At 66.8% G+C, this 23,579-nt stretch carries 25 protein-coding genes; 18 read left to right on the top strand and 7 right to left on the bottom strand.

The genetic code is table 11. From position 1 onward, the window contains the following. The first annotated feature begins 71 nt into the window (after positions 1-71). A complete protein-coding gene (locus E3T55_RS18235; protein WP_134520966.1) occupies positions 72-1,889 on the top strand; it encodes a DEAD/DEAH box helicase in 1,818 nt (605 codons plus the stop codon). Between the two features lie 60 nt (positions 1,890-1,949). Here E3T55_RS18235 and E3T55_RS18230 read toward each other — a convergent pair whose 3' ends face one another. Beyond that, positions 1,950-3,191, bottom strand: coding sequence for a trans-sulfuration enzyme family protein (locus E3T55_RS18230; RefSeq protein WP_134520965.1), 1,242 nt, complete (start codon positions 3,189-3,191; stop codon positions 1,950-1,952). A 106-nt stretch (positions 3,192-3,297) separates the two neighbouring features. Between E3T55_RS18230 and E3T55_RS18225 the strand changes: the two genes are divergently transcribed. Further along, positions 3,298-3,777: an Lrp/AsnC family transcriptional regulator gene (locus tag E3T55_RS18225; RefSeq protein WP_119975617.1), complete on the top strand. Its 480-nt coding sequence runs from the start codon at positions 3,298-3,300 to the stop codon at positions 3,775-3,777. 290 nt (positions 3,778-4,067) lie between these two features. On the opposite strand, the gene cspE is transcribed toward E3T55_RS18225, so the two are convergent. Together cspE and E3T55_RS18215 are read right to left on the bottom strand one after the other, a co-directional pair. Further along, entirely contained in the window at positions 4,068-4,271 is a 204-nt protein-coding gene (gene cspE / locus E3T55_RS18220; protein WP_035840308.1) for a transcription antiterminator/RNA stability regulator CspE, read from the bottom strand. Between the two features lie 310 nt (positions 4,272-4,581). Next, positions 4,582-5,439, bottom strand: coding sequence for a DUF3097 domain-containing protein (locus E3T55_RS18215; RefSeq protein WP_134520964.1), 858 nt, complete (start codon positions 5,437-5,439; stop codon positions 4,582-4,584). Positions 5,440-5,491: 52 nt separating this feature from the next. Here E3T55_RS18215 and E3T55_RS18210 point away from each other — a divergent pair, with 52 nt between their 5' ends. The 3 genes from E3T55_RS18210 (at position 5,492) to E3T55_RS18205 (ending at position 7,631) form a co-directional block, all read left to right on the top strand. After that, positions 5,492-6,229, top strand: a complete 738-nt coding sequence (locus tag E3T55_RS18210; protein ID WP_134520963.1) for an SOS response-associated peptidase — start codon at positions 5,492-5,494, stop codon at positions 6,227-6,229. 56 nt (positions 6,230-6,285) lie between these two features. Beyond that, positions 6,286-6,450, top strand: a complete 165-nt coding sequence (locus E3T55_RS20385) for a hypothetical protein (RefSeq protein ID WP_166791836.1) — start codon at positions 6,286-6,288, stop codon at positions 6,448-6,450. Between the two features lie 227 nt (positions 6,451-6,677). Then, positions 6,678-7,631, top strand: coding sequence for a J domain-containing protein (locus E3T55_RS18205; protein ID WP_134520962.1), 954 nt, complete (start codon positions 6,678-6,680; stop codon positions 7,629-7,631). 104 nt (positions 7,632-7,735) lie between these two features. On the opposite strand, the gene E3T55_RS18200 is transcribed toward E3T55_RS18205, so the two are convergent. Both E3T55_RS18200 and E3T55_RS18195 read right to left on the bottom strand, forming a co-directional pair. After that, on the bottom strand, positions 7,736-8,611 hold the full coding sequence (locus E3T55_RS18200; protein ID WP_134520961.1) for a hypothetical protein: 876 nt from the start codon (positions 8,609-8,611) through the stop codon (positions 7,736-7,738). Between the two features lie 116 nt (positions 8,612-8,727). After that, the gene (locus E3T55_RS18195) at positions 8,728-9,306 is read right to left on the bottom strand and encodes a DUF4097 family beta strand repeat-containing protein (protein WP_134520960.1); all 579 of its coding nucleotides are present in this window, start codon (positions 9,304-9,306) and stop codon (positions 8,728-8,730) included. A gap of 125 nt (positions 9,307-9,431) precedes the next feature. Between E3T55_RS18195 and E3T55_RS18190 the strand changes: the two genes are divergently transcribed. From E3T55_RS18190 to hemW, 5 genes are all read left to right on the top strand, one after another. Further along, positions 9,432-9,797, top strand: a complete 366-nt coding sequence (locus E3T55_RS18190; RefSeq protein ID WP_134520959.1) for a hypothetical protein — start codon at positions 9,432-9,434, stop codon at positions 9,795-9,797. 29 nt (positions 9,798-9,826) lie between these two features. Further along, positions 9,827-11,056 carry an amidohydrolase gene (locus E3T55_RS18185; RefSeq protein WP_134520958.1) on the top strand — a complete coding sequence of 410 codons (1,230 nt, stop codon included), beginning with the start codon at positions 9,827-9,829 and terminating at the stop codon, positions 11,054-11,056. A 111-nt stretch (positions 11,057-11,167) separates the two neighbouring features. Next, on the top strand, positions 11,168-13,021 hold the full coding sequence (gene lepA, locus E3T55_RS18180) for a translation elongation factor 4 (protein ID WP_134520957.1): 1,854 nt from the start codon (positions 11,168-11,170) through the stop codon (positions 13,019-13,021). A gap of 4 nt (positions 13,022-13,025) precedes the next feature. Next, the gene (locus E3T55_RS18175; RefSeq protein WP_134520956.1) at positions 13,026-13,673 is read left to right on the top strand and encodes a DUF1990 family protein; all 648 of its coding nucleotides are present in this window, start codon (positions 13,026-13,028) and stop codon (positions 13,671-13,673) included. Between the two features lie 4 nt (positions 13,674-13,677). Continuing rightward, positions 13,678-14,904: a radical SAM family heme chaperone HemW gene (hemW, locus tag E3T55_RS18170; RefSeq protein ID WP_134520955.1), complete on the top strand. Its 1,227-nt coding sequence runs from the start codon at positions 13,678-13,680 to the stop codon at positions 14,902-14,904. A gap of 58 nt (positions 14,905-14,962) precedes the next feature. On the opposite strand, the gene E3T55_RS18165 is transcribed toward hemW, so the two are convergent. Beyond that, positions 14,963-15,331 (bottom strand): DUF4870 domain-containing protein, encoded by a 369-nt coding sequence (locus tag E3T55_RS18165; RefSeq protein WP_241993139.1) that lies wholly within the window; start codon positions 15,329-15,331, stop codon positions 14,963-14,965. 169 nt (positions 15,332-15,500) lie between these two features. Further along, positions 15,501-15,938 carry a DUF4870 domain-containing protein gene (locus tag E3T55_RS18160; protein WP_134520954.1) on the bottom strand — a complete coding sequence of 146 codons (438 nt, stop codon included), beginning with the start codon at positions 15,936-15,938 and terminating at the stop codon, positions 15,501-15,503. A gap of 179 nt (positions 15,939-16,117) precedes the next feature. Here E3T55_RS18160 and hrcA point away from each other — a divergent pair, with 179 nt between their 5' ends. The 8 genes from hrcA to era all read left to right on the top strand — a co-directional run bounded on the left by hrcA (position 16,118) and on the right by era (position 23,448). After that, a complete protein-coding gene (hrcA, locus tag E3T55_RS18155; protein WP_134520953.1) occupies positions 16,118-17,191 on the top strand; it encodes a heat-inducible transcriptional repressor HrcA in 1,074 nt (357 codons plus the stop codon). 38 nt (positions 17,192-17,229) lie between these two features. After that, positions 17,230-18,339 (top strand): molecular chaperone DnaJ, encoded by a 1,110-nt coding sequence (gene dnaJ, locus E3T55_RS18150; protein WP_134520952.1) that lies wholly within the window; start codon positions 17,230-17,232, stop codon positions 18,337-18,339. A 14-nt stretch (positions 18,340-18,353) separates the two neighbouring features. Further along, the gene (locus tag E3T55_RS18145; RefSeq protein ID WP_134520951.1) at positions 18,354-19,163 is read left to right on the top strand and encodes a 16S rRNA (uracil(1498)-N(3))-methyltransferase; all 810 of its coding nucleotides are present in this window, start codon (positions 18,354-18,356) and stop codon (positions 19,161-19,163) included. Positions 19,164-19,246: 83 nt separating this feature from the next. Continuing rightward, a complete protein-coding gene (locus tag E3T55_RS18140) occupies positions 19,247-19,624 on the top strand; it encodes an HIT domain-containing protein (RefSeq protein ID WP_134520950.1) in 378 nt (125 codons plus the stop codon). A 115-nt stretch (positions 19,625-19,739) separates the two neighbouring features. After that, positions 19,740-20,756, top strand: a complete 1,017-nt coding sequence (locus E3T55_RS18135) for a PhoH family protein (RefSeq protein WP_134521045.1) — start codon at positions 19,740-19,742, stop codon at positions 20,754-20,756. Continuing rightward, a complete protein-coding gene (gene ybeY, locus E3T55_RS18130; protein WP_134520949.1) occupies positions 20,753-21,220 on the top strand; it encodes an rRNA maturation RNase YbeY in 468 nt (155 codons plus the stop codon). The genes E3T55_RS18135 and ybeY overlap by 4 nt, the downstream gene beginning before the upstream one ends. Positions 21,221-21,233: 13 nt before the next feature. After that, on the top strand, positions 21,234-22,559 hold the full coding sequence (locus E3T55_RS18125) for a hemolysin family protein (protein ID WP_134520948.1): 1,326 nt from the start codon (positions 21,234-21,236) through the stop codon (positions 22,557-22,559). Further along, a complete protein-coding gene (era, locus tag E3T55_RS18120) occupies positions 22,546-23,448 on the top strand; it encodes a GTPase Era (protein WP_134520947.1) in 903 nt (300 codons plus the stop codon). The genes E3T55_RS18125 and era overlap by 14 nt, the downstream gene beginning before the upstream one ends. Positions 23,449-23,579: the final 131 nt, after the last annotated feature.

The raw sequence follows: 23,579 nt of genomic DNA, 5'->3' as shown, positions 1-23,579 counted from the left end.
GTGTCCGGTTGGCCACCCGACTCTGACCGGGGGCGTGCAGGCCCGGGCGCAAGTTGGTAGATTTGGGGGAAGTGAATACTCCATCAGTTTTCGGCCCTGCACAGGGAACGAGTGCAGCCGAACACCTGTCGCCGTCGTTTCCCGAACGTGCCGCCTGGGGTACCGCGAGCAAGCTCCGGGCCTGGCAGGCCGAGGCTCTCGAAGCCTATTTCGTGCACGAACCCCGCGATTTTCTGGCCGCCGCCACCCCCGGCGCCGGCAAGACGACCTTCGCGCTGCGGCTTGCCGCCGAGCTGCGCTCGCGCCGCACGATCGACCGCATCACGGTCGTCGCCCCGACCGAGCACCTCAAGAACCAGTGGGCGGATGCGGCGGCGCGCGCGGGCATCCGTCTCGATCCGATGTTCAAGAACGCCGACCGCAGCTACGGCAGCCATTATCACGGCGTCGTGGTGACCTACGCGCAGGTCGCCGCGCGGGCCGCGCTGCACAAGCACCTCACCGAGTCGAGCCGCACCCTGGTCATTCTCGACGAGATTCACCACGGGGGAGATGCGCTCAGCTGGGGCGACGCCATTCGGGAGGCCTTCGGGCCGGCCACCCGGCGCCTGTCGCTCACCGGCACCCCGTTTCGTTCCGATACCTCGCCGATTCCGTTCGTGAGCTACCTGCCCGACAAGCAGGGCATCCGCATGTCGCAGAGCGACTACGCCTACGGCTATGGCCGTGCCCTCGCCGACGGCGTCGTACGGCCGGTCATGTTCATGGTCTATGCCGGGCACATGAAGTGGCGCACCCGGGCCGGCGATGAGATGGAAGCCAAGCTCGGCGAGGGCAACACCAAGGACATCACGAGCCAGGCCTGGCGCACCGCACTCGAGCCGACCGGGCAGTGGATCCCCTCGGTGCTGCGCGCCGCCGACCAGCGCCTGACCGCGGTGCGGCAGGGCATTCCGGATGCCGGCGGCCTCGTCATTGCGACCGACCAGACCACCGCGCGCGCCTACGCGGCCATCCTCGAAGAGATTTGCGGTGAATCGGTGACCGTGGTGCTTAGCGACGAGAAGGAGGCCAGCGACCGCATCGACGACTTCTCGAAGAACACGAGGCGCTGGATGGTCGCCGTGCGCATGGTGTCTGAGGGCGTCGACGTTCCGCGGCTCGCCGTCGGCGTCTACGCAACGAGCGCCGCGACCCCGCTGTATTTTGCTCAGGCGATCGGCCGTTTCGTGCGGGCTCGTCGACGCGGCGAAACGGCGTCGATCTTTCTGCCCAACGTGCCGAGCCTGCTGAGCCTCGCCAACGCGCTCGAACTCGAGCGGGACCATGCCCTCGATCGCAGTAACCGTGAAGACGGCGACGATGGCATGTATAACCCCGAAGACGCCATGGTCGCTGCCGCGAACAAGCAGGAGAAGGCGTCCGACGAGCTCGGACTCGACGACAGCACCTGGCAGGCCCTCGACTCGCAGGCGACGTTCGACATGGTCATGTTCGACGGCGACGAGTTTGGCGAACTCGCCGAACCCGGCACCGACGAGGAGTTCGACTTCATCGGGATCCCCGGCCTGCTCGAACCCGAGCAGGTCTCCGAACTGCTGCGCCATCATCAGTCCAGGCAGGCCAAACGCTCGACCGACAAGCGTAAAGACCCGGTCAGTGGGGAGATTGCGCCGATTGAGCCGCCGCCGCTGTACCGTACGCTGAAAGAGCAGCGCACGCTGCTCTCGAGCCTCGTCGGCATGTGGTCGAAGCTCGCCAACGAACCACACGGTATGATTCATGCCGAGCTGAGGCGCCTCTGCGGCGGCCCGGCGGTCGCGCAGGCGAGCGTCACCCAGCTGCAGATGCGCATCAACCTGCTGCGCAGCCGGCTGGGTCGTAGTTAGTCTGGGTCGCAGCTAGCCTGGGCCACAGCTGGTCTGAGTCCTAGCTAGTCTGGGCCACAGCTAGGAGCCCGCGGTCGCGAACTCCGCGGCCGGCGCCGGTTGCGCCTCGAGCACCCCATCGAGGGCCGTCAGAATGTCGGTCATCAGGTCATCGACGTGTTCCAGCCCGATCGACAACCGCACGATGCCCGCGCCGGGCCGCTTATCGGCCTGCACCGGTCGGTGCGTGAGCGAGGCCGGATGCTGCACCAGGGAATCCACGCCGCCGAGCGACACCGCGTGCTCGATCAGTCGGCAGCCCTCGGTGAAACGCACCGCGCCAGCGAAACCGCCGACCACATCGAGCGCCAGAAGTGCGCCGCCGCCCGCCAGCTGCCGGCCGATGAGCCCCTGCGGGTCCTGGCCGGGCAGCCCGGGGTAGAGCACGCGCACGAGAGCCGGGTGGCCAACGAGCCGTTCGGCGATCTGGGCAGCGGATGCCTGCTGCGCCCGCACCCGCACCGGCAGGGTGCGCAGCCCCCGGTGCAGCAGGTAGGCGTTGAGCGGATGCAGCAGCCCACCGGTCAGGGCGCGCACCTGCCGCAGCCGCACCATCCACTCGTCTGAGCCGGATACCGTGCCGCCCATCGCGTCGCCGTGGCCGCCGAGGTATTTGGTGGCGCTGTGCAGCACGAGCGTCGCGCCCAGTTCGAGGGGACGCTGCAGCACCGGCGTGGCGAAGGTGTTGTCGACGAGCACCGGCACCGGGCCGGCGGCGGCCACGACGGCGCCGATATCGGTGAGTTCGAGCGTCGGGTTGGCCGGGGTTTCGAGAATGACGAGCCCGGTGTTGGGCTGGATCGCGGCGGCAACTCCCGCGGCATCCGTCCAGGTGACGGTGGTTCCCAGCAGTCCCGTGGCGAGCACGTGGTCGGTGCCGCCGTAGATCGGGCGCAGCGCGACAATGTGTGGGCGGCCGGCGGTGACCGTGGCGATCAGCACGGCGGTCAGGGCGGCCATGCCGGTCGCGAACGCGACGGTGCCGGCGCTGCCCTCGAGCGCCGAGAGAGCGGTCTCGAAGCGGGCGACGCCCGGCTGCCAGAGTCGCTGATACACGGCAGAGTCTCCGGGCGCCAGGGTGCCGCCGGTCGCGAGATTCTCGTAGCTGTCGCCGCCAGACTCCACGCCCGGTAACGGATTCGTGCTCGAGAGATCGATGACGGGAACGTGCGAACCCGAGGCGGCGACCCCGTCCATCCCCGCGTGTACGGCAAGGGTTTCAAGGTGTGAAGAAGACGGCTGATGTGACGACAGTGGCAACATACCGCTAGGAAAACAGATTCTGTGGGCAAACACAACTGGCCCTGCAGACTCTGCTGTGAATAGCGTGGGCGTCGCATAAGCTACTGAGAGACGAGGGAGCGAACTCATGGATTCGAAGAAACCAGAACTAGACCGGGTCGACCGGGCGCTGCTGCGCGCGCTCTCGGTGAACGCACGCGCCTCGGGAGCCGCGCTGGCCTCCGAGATCGGGGTTGCCGAATCAACCGTGTCCCTGCGCCTGCGTCGGCTGCAGCAGACCGGCCACATTCGTGGCTATCGCGCCAACATCGACCTCGCCGCCCTCGGCGCATCGCTTCAGGCGCTCATCTCGGTGCGCCTGGCCAAGCACGCCCGCGTGCAGATCGACGACTTTCGCAACGCCGCGCCGCACTGGCCCGGCGTCATCGGACTCTTCCACACGGCCGGAGCCGACGACTACCTGCTGCACGTGGCGGCAGCGGATGCCTCCCACCTGCGTGACTTCGTGCTCGAGCACCTCGCTGAGCACCCGGCCGTCGCCCACACCGAGACCAACCTCATCTTCGAGTACGTCGACGGCGACGGCTGGCAGGACCTCGTCAAGTAGCTCCCTCTCGCCTGAGGCGGCCCTGTTCTAGCTGCGCGGTACCTGCGCGGTACCTGCGCGGTACCTACGCCGCTACGCGGTAGGCGCGCCTACCGCGCAGCGGCGTAGGTACCGCGCAGCTCCGACGCAGAGGCCGGAATCCTCCGGCGAAGCGTCGGTACGCGGCAGTTGCGCCGTTGCGCGGTAGGTGCGCCGGGCCGGTTCCACGAGAAGCGCTCGCCAGTCAGCGGCTCATGACGCTTAACGAAGTAACGCCCCCACCGAAGTGGGGGCGTTACTGCAGCTCTTATTTAGAGGGCGCGGATGTTCTCGGCCTGGGGACCCTTGGGGCCCTGGGTTACCTCGAACTCGACCTTCTGGTTCTCATCGAGCGACTTGTAGCCGTTCGACGCGATCGCGGAGTAGTGCGCGAAAACATCGGCGCTTCCGTCGTCGGGTGCGATAAAGCCGAAGCCCTTTTCAGCGTTGAACCATTTCACGGTACCTGTTGCCATTTGTAAAACTCCTCCAGGAGTGTTAGACCGGCCCCGACTGTCGGGACCGTTCGTCGCGGTATTCGTCGTCCGCTTCCGAAAGGAATGTGGCGCATCAACCGTGATTCTTTGGGAACCACACTCAATGCGTTTAAGACGTGCAAGCACTACAACTTCTGGATTAACCCTATCCCACAACACTGGAATCTTCGTGATTCTGTGCCAAATCGGTGCATCATCGGCGTGTTTGCGCTCCGTAAGGGGGTCGTGAGGGCAAATCCCGGGGTCCGCACCGCGTCGATACCGCGTCGATACCGCGTCGACCGTCGATTCACCGCGCCGATTCGACCGTGACGAAATCAATCAGCTGCTCCACCCGGCCCAGAAGCGCCGGTTCCAGATCGGCGTAACTGCGCACCTGACCCAGAATGCGTTGCCAGGCACGTGCGATGTCGGCCTGTTCCTCGTGCGGCCAACCGAGTGCGTCACAGATTCCGTGTTTCCACTCGATGCTGCGCGCAATCTCCGGCCATTCCCGCAGGCCGATGCGGGCCGGCTTGACCGACTGCCAGACATCGACGAATGGATGCCCCACCACCAGCACGCTCGCACCGTACGGCCCGCGGGCCACGGCATCCGCAATCCGACTCTCCTTCGACCCCCGCACGAGGTGGTCGACGAGCACGCCCACGCGGCGCCCCGGCCCCGGAGCGAACTCCACGAGCAGCTCCTCCAGGTTGTCGACGCCCTCGATGTACTCGACGACGACGCCCTCGATGCGCAGGTCGGCGCCCCACACCTTTTCGACGAGTTCGGCGTCGTGGCGGCCCTCGACGAAGATGCGGCTGGCCCGCGCGACGCGGGCCGGGGCATCCGTCACCGCCATCGAACCCGAGGCCGTGCGTGCCCGGGTCTTCGGCGCAGCCGTGGGCCGCACGAGCACGACGGGGTCGCCGTCGATGAGAAACCCGCTTCCCAGCGGAAACAGCCGCAGTTTGCCGTGGAAGTCTTCGAGGGTCACGATGTTCTTTTCCAGGCGAATGACCGCGCCGCAGAATCCGGTGGCGGCCTCTTCTACGACGAGGTCGCGCACGGCCTCGCGCGTTGGAATGACCGTGCGTCCCACGTCGCGCCACCCCGATTGCAGCACGTCGTTGCTGTAACGGTCGGGTCCGTGCTTTTCAGTCATGCAATCGACGTTAGTTCACCGCCCACGAAAGTGTCCGGGGTACCCTAGAGGCATGTGTGGTCGTTATATCGTTACCGATACGTCGCCGGACCTCGCGGCCATGTTTGACGTCGAGCACGAGGGGGACAACCTCCCCGAGCCGTCGTACAACATCAAGCCGACCGAGCAGATCCCGATCGTGCTCGAGTCCGCCAAGACCGGAACGGTGGTGCGGCGCCTCGAATCGGCGCGCTGGTCGCTCGTGCCGGGTTTTGCGACCGAGATCAAGTCGCCGTACCCCACCTTCAATGCGCGCGCCGAGACCGCCGCCGAGAAGCCGACGTTCAAGACATCCGTCGCCTCGCGCCGGGCGCTGATCCCCGCCACCGGATACTTCGAGTGGCACACCGTCGGCACCGTGAAGACCCCCTATTTCGTGCACTCCGACGACGGCATGCCGCTCGCCTTCGCCGGCCTCTACGCCTGGTGGAAGAATCCGGCGCTGGCCGCGGATGATCCCGCCCGCTGGCTGCTGTCGGCGACGATTCTCACGACGGATGCGCAGGGCCCGCTGCAGCAGATCCACGAACGCATTCCGGTCACCCTGTCCGAAGAGTGGTGGGACCAATGGCTGGACCCGCACACGGTCGGTGATCACGACCTCGTCACGGCCGCGGTCGAGTCGAGCCGCGAGGTCGCCGAGGAACTGCGCTTTTACGAGGTCGCCCCGGTCATCGGCAACGGTCCGGAGCTCATCGAACCTGTGGCCGCGCGGCCTGCGGGCGAGGCCGCGGGGGACTACCAGAACTAGTACGCTCGAAGCAGTGCTGTGCGGATCGCCGCGGCACAGCATCGAAAGGACCTCCCATGCATGTCGTCGCCTTTTTCTTCGCCATGGTTGTCTTTGTGTTCGGCATGTGGCTCTTCGGGCTGGCCTTTGAGGTCACGACCCTGCAGCTGCCCATCTTCTTTGCGGGAATCATTGCCGTCGGTCTCGCCCTCGCGATTCCGGTGCACATCCTGCGCAAATAGCACCCGCAAATAGCACCGCTTATCGGGCGGCGCTGACGGGCGGCGCTGACGGGCGGCGCTGACCGGCTGCGCCGGCGACTGCCAGCGCGGAGGCGCCGCACAGCCCGCACCCGGCCGACGGTCGGCGTCATTCCAGACTGTGACGGTAGGTTAGGGCATTCAGGGCGCTCGGCGCCCGCATGATCACCTAGCCGTCAGTGCCAGTTTGCCGAAAGGTTCCACCGAGGATGCACGAGAGTCCGGCCGCGTCCACCCCTTACGAAGTGCTCGGAGTGAGCCCGTCCGCCAGCGAGGACGAATTGCGGCGTGCGTACCGTCAGATGCTGCGCCAGACCCACCCCGACGTGGGCGGCAGCGCCGCGCAGTTTCATGCCGTGCAGGTCGCCTGGGAGCGCATCGGTAACCCCGTGAGCCGTGCGGCGTATGATCGTGGCCGCTTCGACGGGGCCGAGGCCCCCGCGAGCGGGCACTCCTACTCGGCGTCGGCGGGGTCATCCGCTTCCCGCAGCCCGAGCAGTGCGAGCAACGCCTCGAGCATGAAGGCCCGCATGCACGGTCACCCGGGCGGCCAGGCCCGCCAGCGGTACCTGTCGCTGCTGCGCGAATGGGCCGGTCGTGGCACGACCGTCGACGATCCCTATGCGCCCGATCTGGTGCGCCGGGCGCCGCGCGAGATTCGCCACTACCTGGCGAAGGCCCTCGCCGAGGAGGCGACGGCTCAGCTCGTCTCCGGTCTCGGCATCGGTTTCACCGCCTGGCACGACGTGGATCCGGGGCGCGGCAGCGACAAGCTCGACCACGTGGTGCTCGGCCCGGCCGGACTGTTCGGGATTCTCTCCGAGGACTGGGGCGGAGTCGTCGAGCTGGGGCGCGGTGAACTCGTCGGCGAGGCACTCGGCGAGACGACCCCCATGGACAACCTGCAGGCCAGCGGAAAGTCCCTGACCCGCACCCTCAAGGTGCGATTCACGGCACTGATCGTGGTGCTGCCCGACGACGCACTCGCGGAGCCGCTCGTCGTTCCCGCCCGCGGACGCCGCCCCACGACCCTTGCGGTGCCACGATCTCGCCTGATCGGGTTGCTGCGCAACGGCTTGCCCGGCATGGATCGAGGCAGCTTCGACAAGGTCTTCGATCTGCGCAGTCGCCTGCAGGAGGGCATCCGGTTCGTCGAGGGCTGACGCTTTCCCCGGCACACCTCCCGCGAGTGCGGGTGAATCGTCGTTCTGACGACACCAGACCGACGATTCACCCGCTCTCGCGGGAAAAATCGCGGGCGCAAGCGTCAGCGCAGGTTCAGCCGGTCGACCCAGTAGTCGAGAAAGCTCGCGCCGGCCTCGTCGTGAATCTGTTCGCCCATGACGATCACCGGGTAGGGCTTGTCGAGAATGCCGTCGTCGGGGCGCACATCGACGTGGCTCACGTCGTAGCCGGCCTCGTGCAGGTGGTCGGCCATGCGGTAGTCGCTGCGGGAGTCACCCATCGAACGCCACAGCGAGGGCAGCCGGCCGGTTTCGGCGAAGAACGCGAGCGCCCGTTCGGCGGCGTGGTTCTTGTCGAGGGTGACCGACTCGATGTCGGTCGAGATGATCGTCGGATCGATGCGAAAGGGAACGAGCCCCGCGGCATCCGGTCGCTCGCGATCTTTCAGGCGCACGCCCACGCCGTGGGCGGCGAGAATTTCGAAGGCCTTCTCGTCGAATGACGACTGGGCGTTCAGGTAGGTGGCGGTGTCGACGTCGACGCGCTGCTCGACCGAGATCATGGCCTGCTTGGTCTCGTCGAAGAACATCGTGTCGGCGAAGCGATCGGCCACGAGTTGGCGCACGGCGTTGACGACGGCCGGCGGCAGGGCGACGGATGCGTCCACCTCCACCTCGCCCATGCCCGCGCCGGTGATCGGAAACCAGACGGCACCCTTCTCGCACACCCCGTAGATGCGAAATTTCTCGGGCAGCCCGGCCGCAACGAGTGGCGCGACGACCTGTTCGCGAATGAACGACGCGCTGCGACCGGTGATGAACGCGATCGGAACGTTGGCCGCCGCGAGCAGCAGCAGGTCGGTGATGATGCTCGGTGTGGCGATCGTGCGGGTGACGGGGCTCGCGATGGGCCCGTCCACATCGAGGAGCAGTCCCAGCGGGGAGTGAGTGTCAGGCATCCTTCATTGTTCCATGACAGCGGATGCGCGCAGGTCGCCCCGACGCCCCCACACCGCCCGCACGCACCGCCGGCGTGCACCGCCCCCGGCGCGCGCGCGCGGATCGACCGCCGGGGTCACTCGCCCGTGACGAGCAGCCGGCCGCTGGTCGACGCGACGGCCACGTTCGATCGGTCGCCGTGCAGGGTCACCTCGCCGTTCATGCTGCGCAGCTCCACCGGACCGTGGGTACCGCGGGCGTCGATGGCTCCGTTCGTGGTCGTGAGCGTCAGTCGTCCGGTCAGGCCGCTCGCGCGGATCGGGCCGTTGTGGGTCGCGGCGGCCAGGGTGATGTCCTGCGGAACAGTGACCGTCAGGGTCAGGTCGCAGCGGTTGAACCACTGGTTCACGCACTTGGTCACGGCCACGGTCGTGGTGCCGGCGATGGTCTGGGCGGTCACGACGGGCCGCTGGCCAAAGTAGGAGCCGTGCGCGGAGACGTGCACCTGGCCGTCACTGCTCGGCCCGAGGGTCACGGCAACATTGCGCGCGTCGACGACGACGCCCGTTCCCGGCAGCAGCCGCTCCGAGGCGTCGACGGCGGCACCGCGAAACGATGCCGCGACGAAGACGATGCTGGCCACGATGATCGGGACCAGGATGCTCAGGGTGACGGTCAGAATGGCCTTGTGGGCGCGAGAGCGTGGTTGGTTCATGAGTGCTTTCCGGGCGCCCCGCCTGAAAATACTGTACCCCGGCGACGTGGGCGCGGGCCAGTGCCAGCGCCGATCCTCGCCCGAGATGATCTACCCTTATCTCTGATGATCTACTTTGGTGTGAAATGATTACGAGACACGAAGCCGCTCTGCGCCTGGACATATCCCTCGAGATGGCCAAGCGCCACGGCATTCCCTCGCGCCTCGGCGAGGCACAGTTTGCGTTGCTCGAGAGCGATCCGCCGGCCTGGCTGCTGCAGTCGCGGGCGAACCGCACCGGCAAGAAGCCCGTCTGGATTCAGCTCGAGTGCTCAATCTGCGGCGACACCGAGGCGGCACGGCCCAAGAAATGGTGGCCGGAGTTCACCTACGTCAGCTGTTCGCACCACGGGGCCGACGAGCTTCCCGAGGCCCTCGCCGGGCTGGGGCGCACCGAATACGACGGTGTCGGCACCCACTTCATCGGAATCGTCGACGCCCCGCCCCAGTAAGGCAGCGCTTGCGTGCCTAGGGTGGAAGCATGACTAGTGCACCGACATCCACTCTGACCGCCATCGTCAACGCTCGCATCGTCCCCGTTCTCGGCGACACCATCGAGAGCGGCACGGTGCTCATCGAGAATGGTCGCATCAGCGCGATCGGTGCCGACCTGACTGTTCCGGCGGGCGCCCGGATCATCGATGCGACCGGCAAGTGGGTGCTTCCCGGCTTCATCGAGTCCCACGGGCACGTCGGAATCCATGAAGAGGCGAACGGATGGGCCGGCGACGACACCAACGAAATGACCGGTCCGAACATGGCCGCTGTGCGCGCCATCGACGCCGTCAACATCGACGATGAGGGCTTCCGCGACGCACTCTCGGGCGGTGTCACCACGATCGTCGTCAAACCGGGCTCCGGCAACCCGATCGGCGGCCAGTCGGTCGCGATCAAGAGTTGGGGTGGCCGAACCATCGACGAGCAGGTCATCAGCGACTCGGTGAGCATCAAGAGCGCCCTCGGTGAAAACCCGAAGCGGGTCTACGGCGACAAGAAGCAGACGCCGAGCACGCGGCTCGGGGTGAGCCTGATCATCCGCCAGGCCTTCGTTGACGCGCAGAACTACGTGCAGGCCCGCGATGCTGCTGCCGAGAAGGGGGAGCCCTTCACCCGCGACCTCGGCAAGGAAGCCCTCGGCCGGGTACTGTCCGGTGAACTGGCCTGGGACCAGCACGTACACCGCCACGACGACATCGTCACCGCCATCCGCCTGGCCGAGGAATTCGGCTACCGCCTCGTGATCAACCACGGCACCGAGGGGCACAAGATCGCCGACGTGCTCGCCGAGAAGAACATTCCGGTCATCTTCGGACCGATGCTCACCGCGCGCACCAAGGTGGAACTGCGCGATCGCGCCATCGGCAACCTCGCCGTGCTGGCCGCTGCCGGGGTGCGCGTCGCCATCACGACCGACCACCCTGTAGTTCCGGTGAACTTTCTCGTGCATCAGGCCTCCTTTGCCGTCAAGGAGGGCTTGCCGGTGCAGACCGCGCTCGAGGCCCTCACGGTCAACCCGGCGCTCATTCTCGGGCTCGACTCCCGGGTCGGATCGCTCACCGTGGGCCTCGACGCCGACGTCGTGATCTGGTCGGGCGATCCCCTCGACCTCGCCTCCCGCGCCGAGCTCGTGCTCATCGACGGCGTCGAGGTGTACCGCTGTGCCGACGGCTTCGGCCAGGTCGTGGAACGAGCCACCCGCCTCAGCGCCTGAACTCCGGCCACTGGCACCGTTTGCGCCCACTCGTGAGCGAGATACCCGCGGCGTGCGGCGAACACCCGGGCGACGGCCAACGCGCACGAAGCATGGAAGAATAGACGAACTATGTCACCCAGAGCCCTTAAGGCGCTTGAACCGGCCTCCACGGCCCCCGAGTTCATCCGCAACTTCTGCATCATTGCCCACATTGACCACGGTAAGTCGACCCTGGCCGATCGGATGCTGCAGATCACCGGCGTCGTCGACGACCGTGCCATGCGCGCCCAGTACCTCGACCGCATGGACATCGAGCGTGAGCGCGGCATCACGATCAAGAGCCAGGCCGTGCGCATGCCCTGGGAACTCGATGGGGTCACCTACGCCCTCAACATGATCGATACCCCCGGTCACGTGGACTTTACCTACGAGGTCTCCCGCAGCCTCGCCGCCTGCGAGGGCGCCATCCTGCTCGTCGACGCGGCCCAGGGGATCGAAGCACAGACGCTGGCCAACCTGTACCTCGCGCTCGACAACGACCTCACCATCATCCCGGTGCTCAACAAGATCGACCTGCCGGCCGCCGAGCCCGACAAGTATGCCCGGGAGCTCGCCGACCTGATCGGCGGTAAGCCCGAAGACGTGCTGCGGGTCTCGGGCAAGACGGGCGCCGGCGTTGCCGAGCTGCTCGACCTCGCCACCCGCAGCATCCCGGCACCGGTCGGCGACCCCAACGCGCCCACCCGCGCGATGATCTTCGACTCCGTCTACGACAGCTATCGCGGCGTCGTCACCTACGTGCGCATGATCGACGGCCACCTGCATCCGCGCGAGAAGATCCAGATGATGTCGACGCGTGCGACGCACGAGATCCTCGAGATCGGCGTCATCTCGCCCGAGCCGACCATCAGCAAGGGTCTGGGCGTCGGCGAGGTCGGGTACCTGATCACCGGCGTGAAAGACGTGCGCCAGTCCAAGGTCGGCGACACCGTCACGACGGCGCTGCGGCCGGCGACGGATGCCCTCCCCGGCTACACGGAACCCCAGCCGATGGTGTTCTCGGGTCTTTACCCGATCGACGGCAGCGACTATCCGGCCCTGCGCGAGGCACTCGACAAGCTCAAGCTGTCGGATGCCTCCCTCGGGTACGAGCCGGAGACATCCGTCGCCCTCGGATTCGGGTTCCGCTGCGGATTCCTCGGCCTGCTGCACCTCGAGATCATCACCGAGCGCATCGACCGCGAATTTGGCATCGACCTCATCACGACCGCGCCGAGCGTGCCGTACGAGGTCACCACCGACGATAAGAAGACCGTCACGGTGACCAACCCGAGCGAGTTTCCGAACGGCAAGATCGCATCCGTGCTCGAACCGATCGTGAAGGCCGCGATTCTCGCGCCCAAGGACTATGTCGGCGTCATCATGGAGCTCTGCCAGAGCCGCCGCGGCACCCTGCTGGGCATGGACTACCTCGGTGAGGACCGTGTCGAGATTCGCTACACGATGCCGCTCGGCGAGATCGTGTTCGACTTCTTCGACAACCTCAAGAGCCGCACCGCCGGCTACGGATCGCTCGACTATGAACCGACCGGCTCGGCCGAGGCCGACCTCGTGAAGGTCGACATTCTGCTGCAGGGCGAACAGGTCGACGCGTTCAGCGCGATCGTGCACCGCGACAAGGCCTACGAGTACGGCGTGCTGATGACCGGCCGCCTGCGCAAGCTCATCCCGCGCCAACAGTTCGACGTGCCGATCCAGGCCGCGATCGGCGCCCGCATCATCGCCCGCGAATCGATCAGCGCGATTCGCAAAGATGTGCTCGCCAAGTGCTACGGCGGCGACATCTCCCGCAAGCGCAAACTGCTCGAAAAGCAAAAAGAGGGCAAGAAGCGCATGAAAATGGTCGGCCGCGTCGAGGTGCCCCAGGAAGCCTTCATCGCCGCGCTGTCCGGCGACGAACCCCCTAAGAAAGAGAAGAAGTAGACGGATGCGCCGCTCCACCTTCACCGAATCGGCCGTGACCTACGGCGCCATCGGTGGCACCCTCGCCCCCGACCTGATGACGTACCCGCCCAAGGGCTACCGCCCGATCGAGGTCGCGGTGCGCCTCGGCAGCGGCGACGAGCGCTTTCACGCGGCCACGAAGTTACTCATGACCTGGGGCGTGCAGCGGGGCAGCGGCATGACCGTGACCGACCTCGGAACCGGAACCGGCGTGCAGTACACCGGGGTCGAGTTCGGCGCCGACGGGGCTCCGAAAACGGATGCCATCAAGACCGTCGCCGAGGACACCTTCGCCGACGACGGCACCCCCTACATCGTCAACGGCATGACCGCCGAGCTGACCATTCACGTGCGGCCGTTCACCGTCACGGCTCCGGTGCGGGTCGTCTATGTGATCGCCGAACCCACCCGGGTGGGCTTTGCCTACGGCACCATGGCGGGGCATCCGGCCAGCGGCGAGGAGTCCTTCATCGTCGACAAGCGCGACGACGACTCGGTCTGGCTGACCATCCGTGCGTTCTCACGGCTGAGCACCTGGAAGTTCCGGCTGGTCTGGCCGATCATGCGCCTGCAGCAGAACCGTTTCACCCAGCGTTACCTCAAGGCCCTGCACCCGGTCGGGGCGCTCTAAAGCCGTGGCCGGACCACACCCCGTCGGCGACCCTGCCCCACTCGACGGGCTTCTGCCCGCCTCCGCCGCGGTTGACGCCACCGAGCGCGAGTTCAGCGTCTACCTGCACGTGCCCTTCTGCCGGGTGCGCTGCGGCTACTGCGACTTCAACACCTACACGGCGACCGAACTGCGCGGTGTGAAGCAGAGCGACTACGCGAGCCAGGCCGTGCTCGAGGTCGAATCGGCCGGCCGCGTGCTCGCCCAGTCTGGCGTGCCTGCCCGCCCGGTCTCGACCGTGTTCTTCGGCGGCGGTACCCCCACCCTGCTGCCGGTCGGCGACCTCACCCGCATGCTGCACGCGGTGCGCGACCAGTGGGGCTTCGTGCCCGGCGCCGAGGTCACGACCGAGGCCAACCCCGACTCCGTCGACGCCGGCTATCTGCAGGGCCTCGCCGACGCGGGCTTCACCCGGGTATCGTTCGGCATGCAGTCGGCGGTGCCGCGCGTGCTCGCGACCCTCGAGCGCACCCACGACCCCGAGCGGGTGCCGCTGGTGGTGCAGTGGGCCCGCGATGCCGGCCTCGACGTGAGTCTCGACCTCATCTACGGCACCCCGGGGGAGACCGTCGCCGATTGGCGCACGAGCCTCGAGTACGCCATCAACCAGGCCCCCGACCACATCAGCACGTACTCGCTCATCGTCGAGGAGGGCACCAAGCTCGCCCGCCAGATTCGCCGCGGCGACATCGCCGCGATCGACGACGACACCCAGGCCGAATTCTACGAACTCGCCGACGAACTGCTCGGCGCCGCCGGCTTCCACTGGTACGAGGTCAGTAACTGGGCGACGGATGTCTCCCACGAGTCCCGCCACAACCTCGCCTACTGGCGCAGTCACGACTGGTGGGGTGTGGGCCCGGGCGCCCACAGCCACGTCGGCGGCGTGCGCTGGTGGAACGCCAAGCACCCCGCGGCCTACGCCGAACGGGTGCTCGCCGGGCACTCGCCCGCCGTCGGCCGCGAGACGCTCGACGCCGAGACCCGGGAGGTCGAGCGCGTGTTGCTGCTGAGCCGCATCCGCACCGGAATACCGATTGCGTCGCTCACCCCGCACGGCCGCCACGAGATCGCCGGCCTGATCGCCGACGAGCTCGTGAACGCGCGCGCCGCCATCGGCGGCAACCTCGAGCTGACCCTGCGTGGCCGGCTGCTCGCCGACGCGGTCGTGCGCCGCGTCCTGCCGGACTAGCTCACGCTCAGCTCAGAAACTTAGTCGGCTCAGAAACTGAATCAGCCCAGAAACTGAATCAACTCAGAAACTTGATGGTGAGCGGGTACGTGTAGAACTGGCCGCGGTTGGCGGCCAGGGCGGCCATGATGCTGAAGACGATATTGAGTATCCACGCCGCGAACAGCACGATGAACCCGATGAAGATCGCGGTCAGGGCGAGACCGACGACGGTCACGATCAGGATGGTGAGCTGAAAGTTCAGCGCCGTCATCGCGTGGGATCGGATGAAGGGGCCGCGGTCCTTCAAAATGATGTATCCGATGAGGGACGGCAGGAAATAGCCGAGAACCCCGCCGACGTGAATGAGGGTCGCCCACATCTTCTCGTCGGACGGATTCATCGGGGTGACCGGTGCCGCGCCGTACATCGGGGGCTGCGGGGGCATCGGCGGAGTAGGGGGGCCGTTCGGCGGGGGTGTCGTAGACATGGGGGTCTTCTCCTTGAGGTTGAACCCACGGGTTTGGCAGGCGACCCCAGAATAGCCGTTGCGTGTGTGCGGCCACCCCGTCGCGTCGCGGCTCCGTGCTGCCTGACTACGTGATCAAGCGCAGGGGCTACTTGATCAGGCGCAGCGCGAACGGGTACCGATAGTTGCGTCCCTCCTTGGCGGCGAGAAATCCCATGATCGAAAAGATCGCGCTGACGATCCAGATGACCGTGAACAGCCAGCTCAGCAGCCCGAAGGTGACGACGGTCAGCACCGTCGAGGCGACGTAGCCGATGAGAACCGTGATCTGAAAGTTCAGCGCTTCCTTGCCCTCGGCGTCGGTGAACCGGCCGCGGTCCTTGAAGACAATCCAGATGATCAGGGCCGGCACGAATCCGAGCAGGCCGCCGAGATGGGCGTAAGACCCCCACTCGATGTCTTTGGCCGGGGTCAGCCCGGCTGCGGCCCCAGCGGGGGTGGCTGGGTACTGCGACTGATACGGCGGCTGGGGCGGCCGACCGGACAGATTCGGGTCGTTCGGGGTTTGAGCATTCGGATCGCTCATCAGGGTCCTTCCAACGAATGGTGGACAAGCGCTTACACCGCTAAAGCTACGCGCCGTCTTGCCGGCGGGCAATGGGTAGCACCCAGCCGGCCGCGATATGATTGGCACTCATTCAATGCGAGTGCCAGTAAACGTAGGCAGCAGCAGCAGCAGCAGCCGAGCCCGAGGAGGCGATTGTCGTGGTATCCGATCGTGGACTCGACGTTCTGCGCGTCATCGTGCAGGACTACGTAGCCTCGCGTGAACCCGTCGGTTCGAAGTCCATCGTTGACCGCCACGCCTTCGGGGTCTCGGCGGCGACCATCCGTAACGACATGGCCCTGCTCGAAGAAGAAGAGCTGATCGCGGCACCCCACACGTCGTCGGGCCGCATTCCGACCGACAAGGGCTATCGCGTCTTCGTCGACCACCTCGCCGACCTGCGCCCGCTCACGCCGGCCCAGCGCCAGGCCATTGAAACGTTCCTCGGTCACTCGGGCGACCTCGATGATGTGCTCGCCCGCAGCGTGCGCCTGCTCTCGCAGCTGACCCATCAGGTGGCTCTCGTGCAGTATCCGTCCCTGTCGCGGGCCAAGGTGCGCCACATCGAGTTCGTGCTCCTCGGCACCAGCGACGGCAGCACCGAAATGACGGGTCCGGTGCAGACCCGCATCCTCTCGGTGCTGATCACCGACTCGGGCGGCGTCGAACAGCGTGTGGTCGACCTTCCCGGCCGCATCGACGAGGTCACGCTCGGTGAGCTGCGCGCCCGATTCAATACCACCGCGGTGGGCCTGAGCATGCAGGAAGCCGCCCTGGCGCTGGCCGCCCTCGTATGGATTGGTGCTCCCGAACTGACGGATGCCGTGGGCCTGATCACCACGACCCTCGGCGAGCAGGTGGGCGCCAACCGTCAGGACAAGCTCGTGATGGCGGGCGCCGCGAACCTCGTGCGCACCGAGGAAGATTTTCAGGGCAGCGTCTACCCCGTGCTCGAGGCCATCGAAGAGCAGGTGGTGCTGCTGCGCCTGTTCGGCGAGATGGCCACCGACCAGCGGGGTGTCTCGGGCGGTCGCGGTGTGTCGGTGAGCATCGGGCGCGAGAACGCCCCGTTTGGGCTGGGCGAGACATCCGTTCTCTCCAGCGGCTACACCTCCCACGGCAACCTGGCCCGCCTCGGCGTGCTTGGCCCCACCCGCATGGACTATTCCAACAACATGGCCGCGGTTCGCGCCGTGGCCCGCTACCTGTCCCGCCTACTGGGCGAGAACTGACCAAGCAGAATTGATTAACGACCCAAGGAGAGCCACTTTTGGCTGACCATTACGAAGTCCTCGGCGTGAGCCGGGAAGCCACCACCGACGAGATCAAGAAGGCGTATCGACGCCTGGCACGTCAGCTGCACCCCGACGTGAATCCCGGGGCGGATGCCTCGGAGAAATTCAAGCTCGTCACGCACGCCTACGACGTGCTGAGTGACGCCAAGCAGCGCCAGAAGTACGACCTCGGCCCGCAGGCCGGCTTCGACGGCGGTGGTGCCGGCAACTTCGGTAACTTCGGCGACATCTTCGAGACCTTCTTCGGCGGTGGCGGCGGCAGCACCCGTGGGCCCAGGTCACGCCGCGAACGCGGCCAGGACGCCCTGATTCGGGTCGAACTCGACCTCGACGAGATCATCTTCGGCACCCACCGCGATCTCGAGGTCGACACCGCGATCATGTGTGAGACCTGCTCCGGCACCTGCTGCCGTCCGGGCACCTCGCCGATCACCTGTGACATCTGCCACGGCACCGGCAGCATCCAGCGCGCGGTGCGCTCGCTGCTCGGCAACGTCATGACGTCGAGCCCCTGCGGCTCCTGCCGCGGCTACGGCACCATCATCGCCACGCCCTGCATGACCTGCCAGGGTCAGGGCCGTGTTCGCGCGCGCCGCACCGTGCCGGTCGACATTCCGGCCGGCGTCGACACCGGCCTGCGCCTGCAGATGCCCGGCAGCGGTGAGGTCGGCCCGGCCGGCGGACCCAACGGTGACCTGTACCTCGAGATGAAGGTGCGCCACCACGACGTCTTCAGCCGCGACGGTGACGATCTGCTCTGCACCCTCGAGGTGCCGATGACCTCCGCCATTCTCGGAACGACCGTCACGGTCGCCGCCCTCGACGGCGACATCGAGGTCGAGATCAAGGCCGGAGTGCAAAGCTCCGAGGTGCTCACGATCAAGGAGCGCGGTGTGACGCGTCTGCGCGGCGCCGGGCGCGGCGACCTGCGCGTGGGGGTGCAGGTGCTCACCCCAACCCGCCTCGACCACAAGGAACGCGACCTCATCGAACAGTTCGCCGCCCGCCACGCGGCGCCGGCCCCGTCGCTCAGCCAGTTTCAGCAGGGCCTGTTTGCGAAGATCCGCGACCGGTTCCGCGGCTAGGGTTTCGCGACCAGATGGCTCACTTCTATCTCGATGGCGACCTCACGCCCGAGGGCTGCCTGCCGGGTGCGCTCGTCACGCTCGGCGGGCCTGAGGCCCGGCACGCCGTCACGGTCAGCCGGGTGCACCCGGGGGAGCCGCTGCTGCTCGGCAACGGTTCCGGTCTGGTACTGAACGGGACCGTCGAGAGCACGCAGGGCGGCCAGTCCCCGGGGGGTGCGTCGTTGACCCTGCGCGTGGAGACGGCGACCGTGACCCCGGCGGCGAGTCCGCGCATCCGTCTCGTGCAGGCCCTCGCCAAGGGCGACCGCGACGAGATGGCGGTTCAGGCGGCTACCGAGCTCGGCATTGACGGCATCGTGCCGTGGCTCGCCGGGCGTTCGGTCTCCCGCTGGGAGGGCGCCAAGGTCGCCAAGGGCCGCGAACGCTGGACCAGCATCGTGCGCGAGGCGAGCAAGCAGTCGATTCGCGCGTGGCTGCCCTCGGTCGCCGAGCTGTCCAGCACGAAGCAGCTCGCCGTACTTGCGAGCGAGACGCGGATGCTGCTGCTCGAGCCGACAGCGACGCTGCGGCTGACCGAGGTGGCGGTTCGTTTCGCCGCCGCTGATGCTGATGCCGCTGATGCCGCTGATGCCGCTGATGCCGCTGATGCGCGTGACATCGTGCTCGTCGTCGGCCCCGAGGGTGGCCTGTCCCCGGCGGAGATCAGCGTTCTGCAGGGCGCCGGTGCGACATCCGTTCGCCTGGGCGACACCGTGCTGCGCACCTCGACGGCCGGCCCGGCCGCCCTCGCGGTGCTCAACGCGGCGCTGCACCGGTGGTAGCGCGGGTGGTAGCGCGGGCGGCAGCGCGGGCTGTGGCCGCGCCGCTGGCCCCGCATGCGGTGTCGGCCGCTTAAGATAGAGGTATGTCTTCTTCCGGTGCCGAACCGTCCATCTTCAGCCGCATCATCGACCGGCAGATCCCGGCCACGATCGTGGCCGAGACCGACCGGCTGATCGCCTTCGAAGACATCGCACCCAAGGCACCCGTGCACGTCGTGATCACCACGAAAGACCCGCAGTACCGCAATGTCGTCGAACTCGCCGCGGGCGACCCCGCCCTGCTCGCCGACCTCGTCGAACTGGCGCGGCAGATCGCGTCTGAACGCACCGGCGGTCAGTTCCGGCTCGTGTTCAACACCGGTGAGGCCGCCGGCCAGACCGTCTTTCACGTGCACGCCCACGTGATGGGATCGTCGGCCGCGAGCGACACGCTCGGGGAGGACTCGCTTGGCGCCCTCTAGCCCCGATACGAACAGCCCCGATTCGAACAGCCCCGACCTGAACAGCCCCGACCCGACCGACCCGACGCAGCGCGCCCAGCCCGACGACCAGCTGCGCATTCTGATCGACGGGTCCATGGTCAACCTGCTCGGGCCGGCCGACCGGTTTCTGCGCACGATCGAGAAACAGTACCCCTCGGTGAGTGTGCACGTGCGCGGCAACGAGATCACCCTCACGGGCAAGACCGTCGAGCGCGACGCCGTACACCGCCTGATCGAGGAGCTGCAGCACACCGTGAGCGAGGGCCACACCCTCGACGAGGAGGTCATCACGACCTCCGCCCGCATGCTGCACGCCGACAGCTCGGTGAGCCCGTCTGACCTGCTGGGGCCGGCGATCCTGACCACCCGGGGCAAGAGCATCCGCCCGAAAACCCTCGGGCAGAAGCAGTATTCCGATGCCATCGATGCCAATACGGTCGTCTTCGGTATCGGCCCGGCCGGAACCGGCAAGACGTACATCGCCATGGCCAAGGCGGTGCGCGCGCTGCAGAGCAAAGAGGTCGACCGCATCATTCTGACCCGTCCGGCCGTCGAGGCCGGCGAACGGCTCGGCTTTCTGCCCGGCAGTCTCACGGACAAGATCGACCCCTACCTGCGCCCGCTGTATGACGCTCTCGGCGAGATGCTCGAGCCGGAACTGCTTCCCAAACTGCTCGCCGCCGGAACCATCGAGGTCGCTCCGCTCGCATACATGCGCGGTCGCACCCTGAACTCGTCTTTCGTCGTGCTTGATGAGGCCCAGAACACCACGCCCGAGCAGATGAAGATGTTTCTGACCCGGCTCGGCTTCGGCTCCAAGATGGTCGTCACGGGTGACATCACCCAGATCGACCTGCCGGTCGGCACGAGCGGTCTCAAACTCGTCGGCCGTGTGCTCGACTCCGTCGGCGACATCCACTTTTCCCACCTCACGAGCGACGACGTCGTTCGCCATTCCCTCGTCGGCCGCATCGTCGACGCCTATACCGAGTACGACGCCAAGAAGCAGGCACTGCACCAGGAAGGGCTCGAGGCGCGAGAATTCGCCAACCGGGCCGCCCAGCGCGCCCCGAGTTCACGCGTTCGCCTTCCGAAACGGAGTTCCAGTTGAGCATCGAAATCAACAACGAGTCGGCCATCCCGGTCGACGAAGCCGCCATCCAGCGCCTCGCTGCCTTCGCGCTCGACACCATGCACGTGCACGCCGACGCCGAACTGGCCATCGTTCTCGTCGACGAGGGCGCCATGGAACAGCTGCACGTGCAGTGGATGGACGAGCCGGGCCCCACCGACGTGTTGAGCTTTCCGATGGACGAGCTGCGTCCCGGAACCGAAGACCAGGAGACCCCAGCCGGGCTGCTGGGCGATATCGTGCTGTGCCCCCAGGTCGCTCAGGGCCAGGCCGAGACCGCCGGCCACAGCACGCTCGATGAGCTGCTGCTGCTGACCACCCACGGCATCCTGCACCTGCTCGGCTTCGACCACGCCGAACCGGACGAAGAAAAGGAAATGTTCGGCATCCAGCGCGACATCCTGATCGGCTTCAGCATGCAGGATCGACGCCGAGACAAATGATCGCGGCAGACAAGTGATCGTCGGCTGGTTTCTCACCGCCGCGATCCTGTTGGTGGGGTTCGCGGGGCTGATGGCCGCCGTCGACGCCGCGATCACCGCGCAGTCCCGCGCCGATATCGCCGACCTCGCCGAGAAATCCCGAGCCCGACGATCGCTGCAGGCCATCGCCGACGACACCGGCGCGCACCTCAACGCGATCAACTTTGTGCGCATCGTTGCCGAGACCACCGCGGCGGTGCTCGTGACCCTGGTCTTCGCGACCACCATCGAGGCGATCTGGGCCGCCCTGCTGCTCTCGGCCCTGATCATGACGGCCGTGTCCTTCGTGCTCGTGGGCGCCAGTCCACGCAGCGTCGGGCGGGCACATCCGATCTACCTGCTGCGGGTCAACGCGCTCCTCGTGCACGTGCTGCGCGTGCTGCTCGGCCCGGTCGCCAACGCCCTCGTCGCCGTCGGCAACCGGGTCACTCCCGGCCGCACCAGGCTGGCAACCTTCACCTCAGAAGATCAGCTTCTCAGCATGGTCGACGAGGCGACCGAACTCGACGTGATCGAAGAAGACGACCGCGAGCTCATCCACTCGATCTTCGAGTTCAACCAGACCTTTGTGCGCGAGGTCATGATTCCGCGCACCGACATGGTGACCATCGAAGCGGATGCCCTTCTCGGCGCGGCCATGGGACTCTTCCTCAGCAAGGGGTATTCCCGGGTGCCGGTGCAGGGCGACGAGGTAGACGACGTCACCGGCATCCTCTACCTGCGCGATGTTGCCCGCCTCATCTACGAACGGCCGGCGAACGCCGAGACCCTCACCGTGGCCGAGCTCGCCCGCCCCGCCGTCTTTGTGCCCGAGTCGAAAAAGGCCGACGAGACCCTGCGGCAGATGCAGCTCGAGTCCAATCACCTCGCGATGGTCGTCGACGAATACGGCGGAATCGCCGGACTCGTGACGCTCGAAGACCTGATCGAGGAGCTCGTCGGCGATATCAGCGACGAGTACGACCGCGAATCTGTTGAGGTCGAAGACCTCGGCGATGGCCACTTTCGGGTCAGTGCCCGACTCCCGGTCGACGAGCTCGGTGAGCTCTTCGAGCTGGAGCTCGATGACGACGACGTCGACTCCGTCGGCGGGCTGCTGGCCAAGGTGCTCGGGCGTCTTCCGGTTGCCGGGTCTGAGGCCGCGACCAGCGGCCTGATCCTCATCGCTGAGCGCACCGAGGGCCGCCGCAAGAGAATCAGCACCGTTCTGGTGCACCGAGACGACGCGCTGATCAATGCGCAGACCGCATTCCTTGGAGTGTCGGATGATGAAGGAGCAACACCAGATGAACGCAACTGACCAATACCGAGCCGGCTTTGTGTCGTTCGTGGGCCGCCCCAACGTGGGCAAGTCCACCCTGACCAATGCGCTCGTGGGGGAAAAGGTTGCGATCACCTCCTCGAAGCCGCAAACCACCCGTCGGGCCATTCGCGGAATCGTGCACCAGAAGAACGGCCAGCTGATCTTGGTCGATACCCCCGGCATCCACAAGCCGCGTACCCTGCTCGGCGAACGGCTGAACAGCCTCGTCACGGCCACCCTCGCCGGGGTCGACGTGATCGGCCTGTGCATTCCCGCGAACGAGCCCATCGGCCCGGGCGACAAGTTCATCAACGAGCAGCTGGATGCCTTTCCGCGGGCCAAGAAGGTCGCGATCGTCACCAAGATTGATGCGTCCTCGAAGACCAACGTCGCCAACCAGCTGCTCGCGGTATCCCAGCTGCGCGACTGGGAGGCGATCGTGCCGATTTCGGCGACCAGCCGAATTCAGCTCGACACCCTCGGCACCGAACTGCTGCGCTTGCTGCCGACCTCGAACGCGCCGCTCTACCCGGCCGACACCGTGACCGACGAGACCCTCGAGTCGCGCATCTCCGAGTACATCCGCGAAGCCGCCCTTGAGGGCGTCACCGACGAGCTGCCGCACTCGATCGCCGTCACGATCGACGACATCATCGAGCGCGACGATCAGGAACTCGTCGAGGTCTACGCCAACCTCTTCGTCGAACGTGACAGCCAGAAGGGCATCATCATCGGCAAGTCGGGCAGTCGGCTGAAAGACGTCGGCATGCGCGCCCGCAAGCAGATCGAACCGCTCGTCGGCAAGCGGGTGTTCCTGTCGCTGCGGGTCAAGGTCGCCAAGGAATGGCAGCGCGACCCGAAGCAGCTCGGCCGCCTCGGCTTCTAGTCCCGCCTGATCTCACCCCGCCCTGCTCGCCCCTCACTGGCGGGGTGTGGGGTCGTTTGTGGTGTGGCAGCCGATGCCGTCGGGGTCTTCGAGGCAGTTTTTGGCGACGAGGGCGGTGGTGATGACCCAGG

The organism is Cryobacterium frigoriphilum (assembly GCF_004403305.1).
Lineage (GTDB): Bacteria > Actinomycetota > Actinomycetes > Actinomycetales > Microbacteriaceae > Cryobacterium > Cryobacterium frigoriphilum.
Note: the sequence above shows the minus strand (reverse complement) of the source record. Positions and strands in the feature narration are given on the sequence as shown.

Bases quoted from the DNA above. Each gene is read 5' to 3' on its own strand.
- E3T55_RS18230 (WP_134520965.1), bottom strand. From the start codon at position 3,191: ATGTTGCCACTGTCGTCACATCAGCCGTCTTCTTCACACCTTGAAACC.
- E3T55_RS18225 (WP_119975617.1), top strand. From the start codon at position 3,298: ATGGATTCGAAGAAACCAGAACTAGACCGGGTCGACCGGGCGCTGCTG.
- cspE (WP_035840308.1), bottom strand. From the start codon at position 4,271: ATGGCAACAGGTACCGTGAAATGGTTCAACGCTGAAAAGGGCTTCGGC.
- E3T55_RS18215 (WP_134520964.1), bottom strand. From the start codon at position 5,439: ATGACTGAAAAGCACGGACCCGACCGTTACAGCAACGACGTGCTGCAA.
- E3T55_RS18210 (WP_134520963.1), top strand. From the start codon at position 5,492: ATGTGTGGTCGTTATATCGTTACCGATACGTCGCCGGACCTCGCGGCC.
- E3T55_RS20385 (WP_166791836.1), top strand. From the start codon at position 6,286: ATGCATGTCGTCGCCTTTTTCTTCGCCATGGTTGTCTTTGTGTTCGGC.
- E3T55_RS18205 (WP_134520962.1), top strand. From the start codon at position 6,678: ATGCACGAGAGTCCGGCCGCGTCCACCCCTTACGAAGTGCTCGGAGTG.
- E3T55_RS18200 (WP_134520961.1), bottom strand. From the start codon at position 8,611: ATGCCTGACACTCACTCCCCGCTGGGACTGCTCCTCGATGTGGACGGG.
- E3T55_RS18195 (WP_134520960.1), bottom strand. From the start codon at position 9,306: ATGAACCAACCACGCTCTCGCGCCCACAAGGCCATTCTGACCGTCACC.
- E3T55_RS18190 (WP_134520959.1), top strand. From the start codon at position 9,432: ATGATTACGAGACACGAAGCCGCTCTGCGCCTGGACATATCCCTCGAG.
- E3T55_RS18185 (WP_134520958.1), top strand. From the start codon at position 9,827: ATGACTAGTGCACCGACATCCACTCTGACCGCCATCGTCAACGCTCGC.
- lepA (WP_134520957.1), top strand. From the start codon at position 11,168: ATGTCACCCAGAGCCCTTAAGGCGCTTGAACCGGCCTCCACGGCCCCC.
- E3T55_RS18175 (WP_134520956.1), top strand. From the start codon at position 13,026: ATGCGCCGCTCCACCTTCACCGAATCGGCCGTGACCTACGGCGCCATC.
- E3T55_RS18165 (WP_241993139.1), bottom strand. From the start codon at position 15,331: ATGCCCCCGCAGCCCCCGATGTACGGCGCGGCACCGGTCACCCCGATG.
- E3T55_RS18160 (WP_134520954.1), bottom strand. From the start codon at position 15,938: ATGAGCGATCCGAATGCTCAAACCCCGAACGACCCGAATCTGTCCGGT.
- E3T55_RS18145 (WP_134520951.1), top strand. From the start codon at position 18,354: ATGGCTCACTTCTATCTCGATGGCGACCTCACGCCCGAGGGCTGCCTG.
- E3T55_RS18140 (WP_134520950.1), top strand. From the start codon at position 19,247: ATGTCTTCTTCCGGTGCCGAACCGTCCATCTTCAGCCGCATCATCGAC.
- E3T55_RS18135 (WP_134521045.1), top strand. From the start codon at position 19,740: ATGGTCAACCTGCTCGGGCCGGCCGACCGGTTTCTGCGCACGATCGAG.
- era (WP_134520947.1), top strand. From the start codon at position 22,546: ATGAACGCAACTGACCAATACCGAGCCGGCTTTGTGTCGTTCGTGGGC.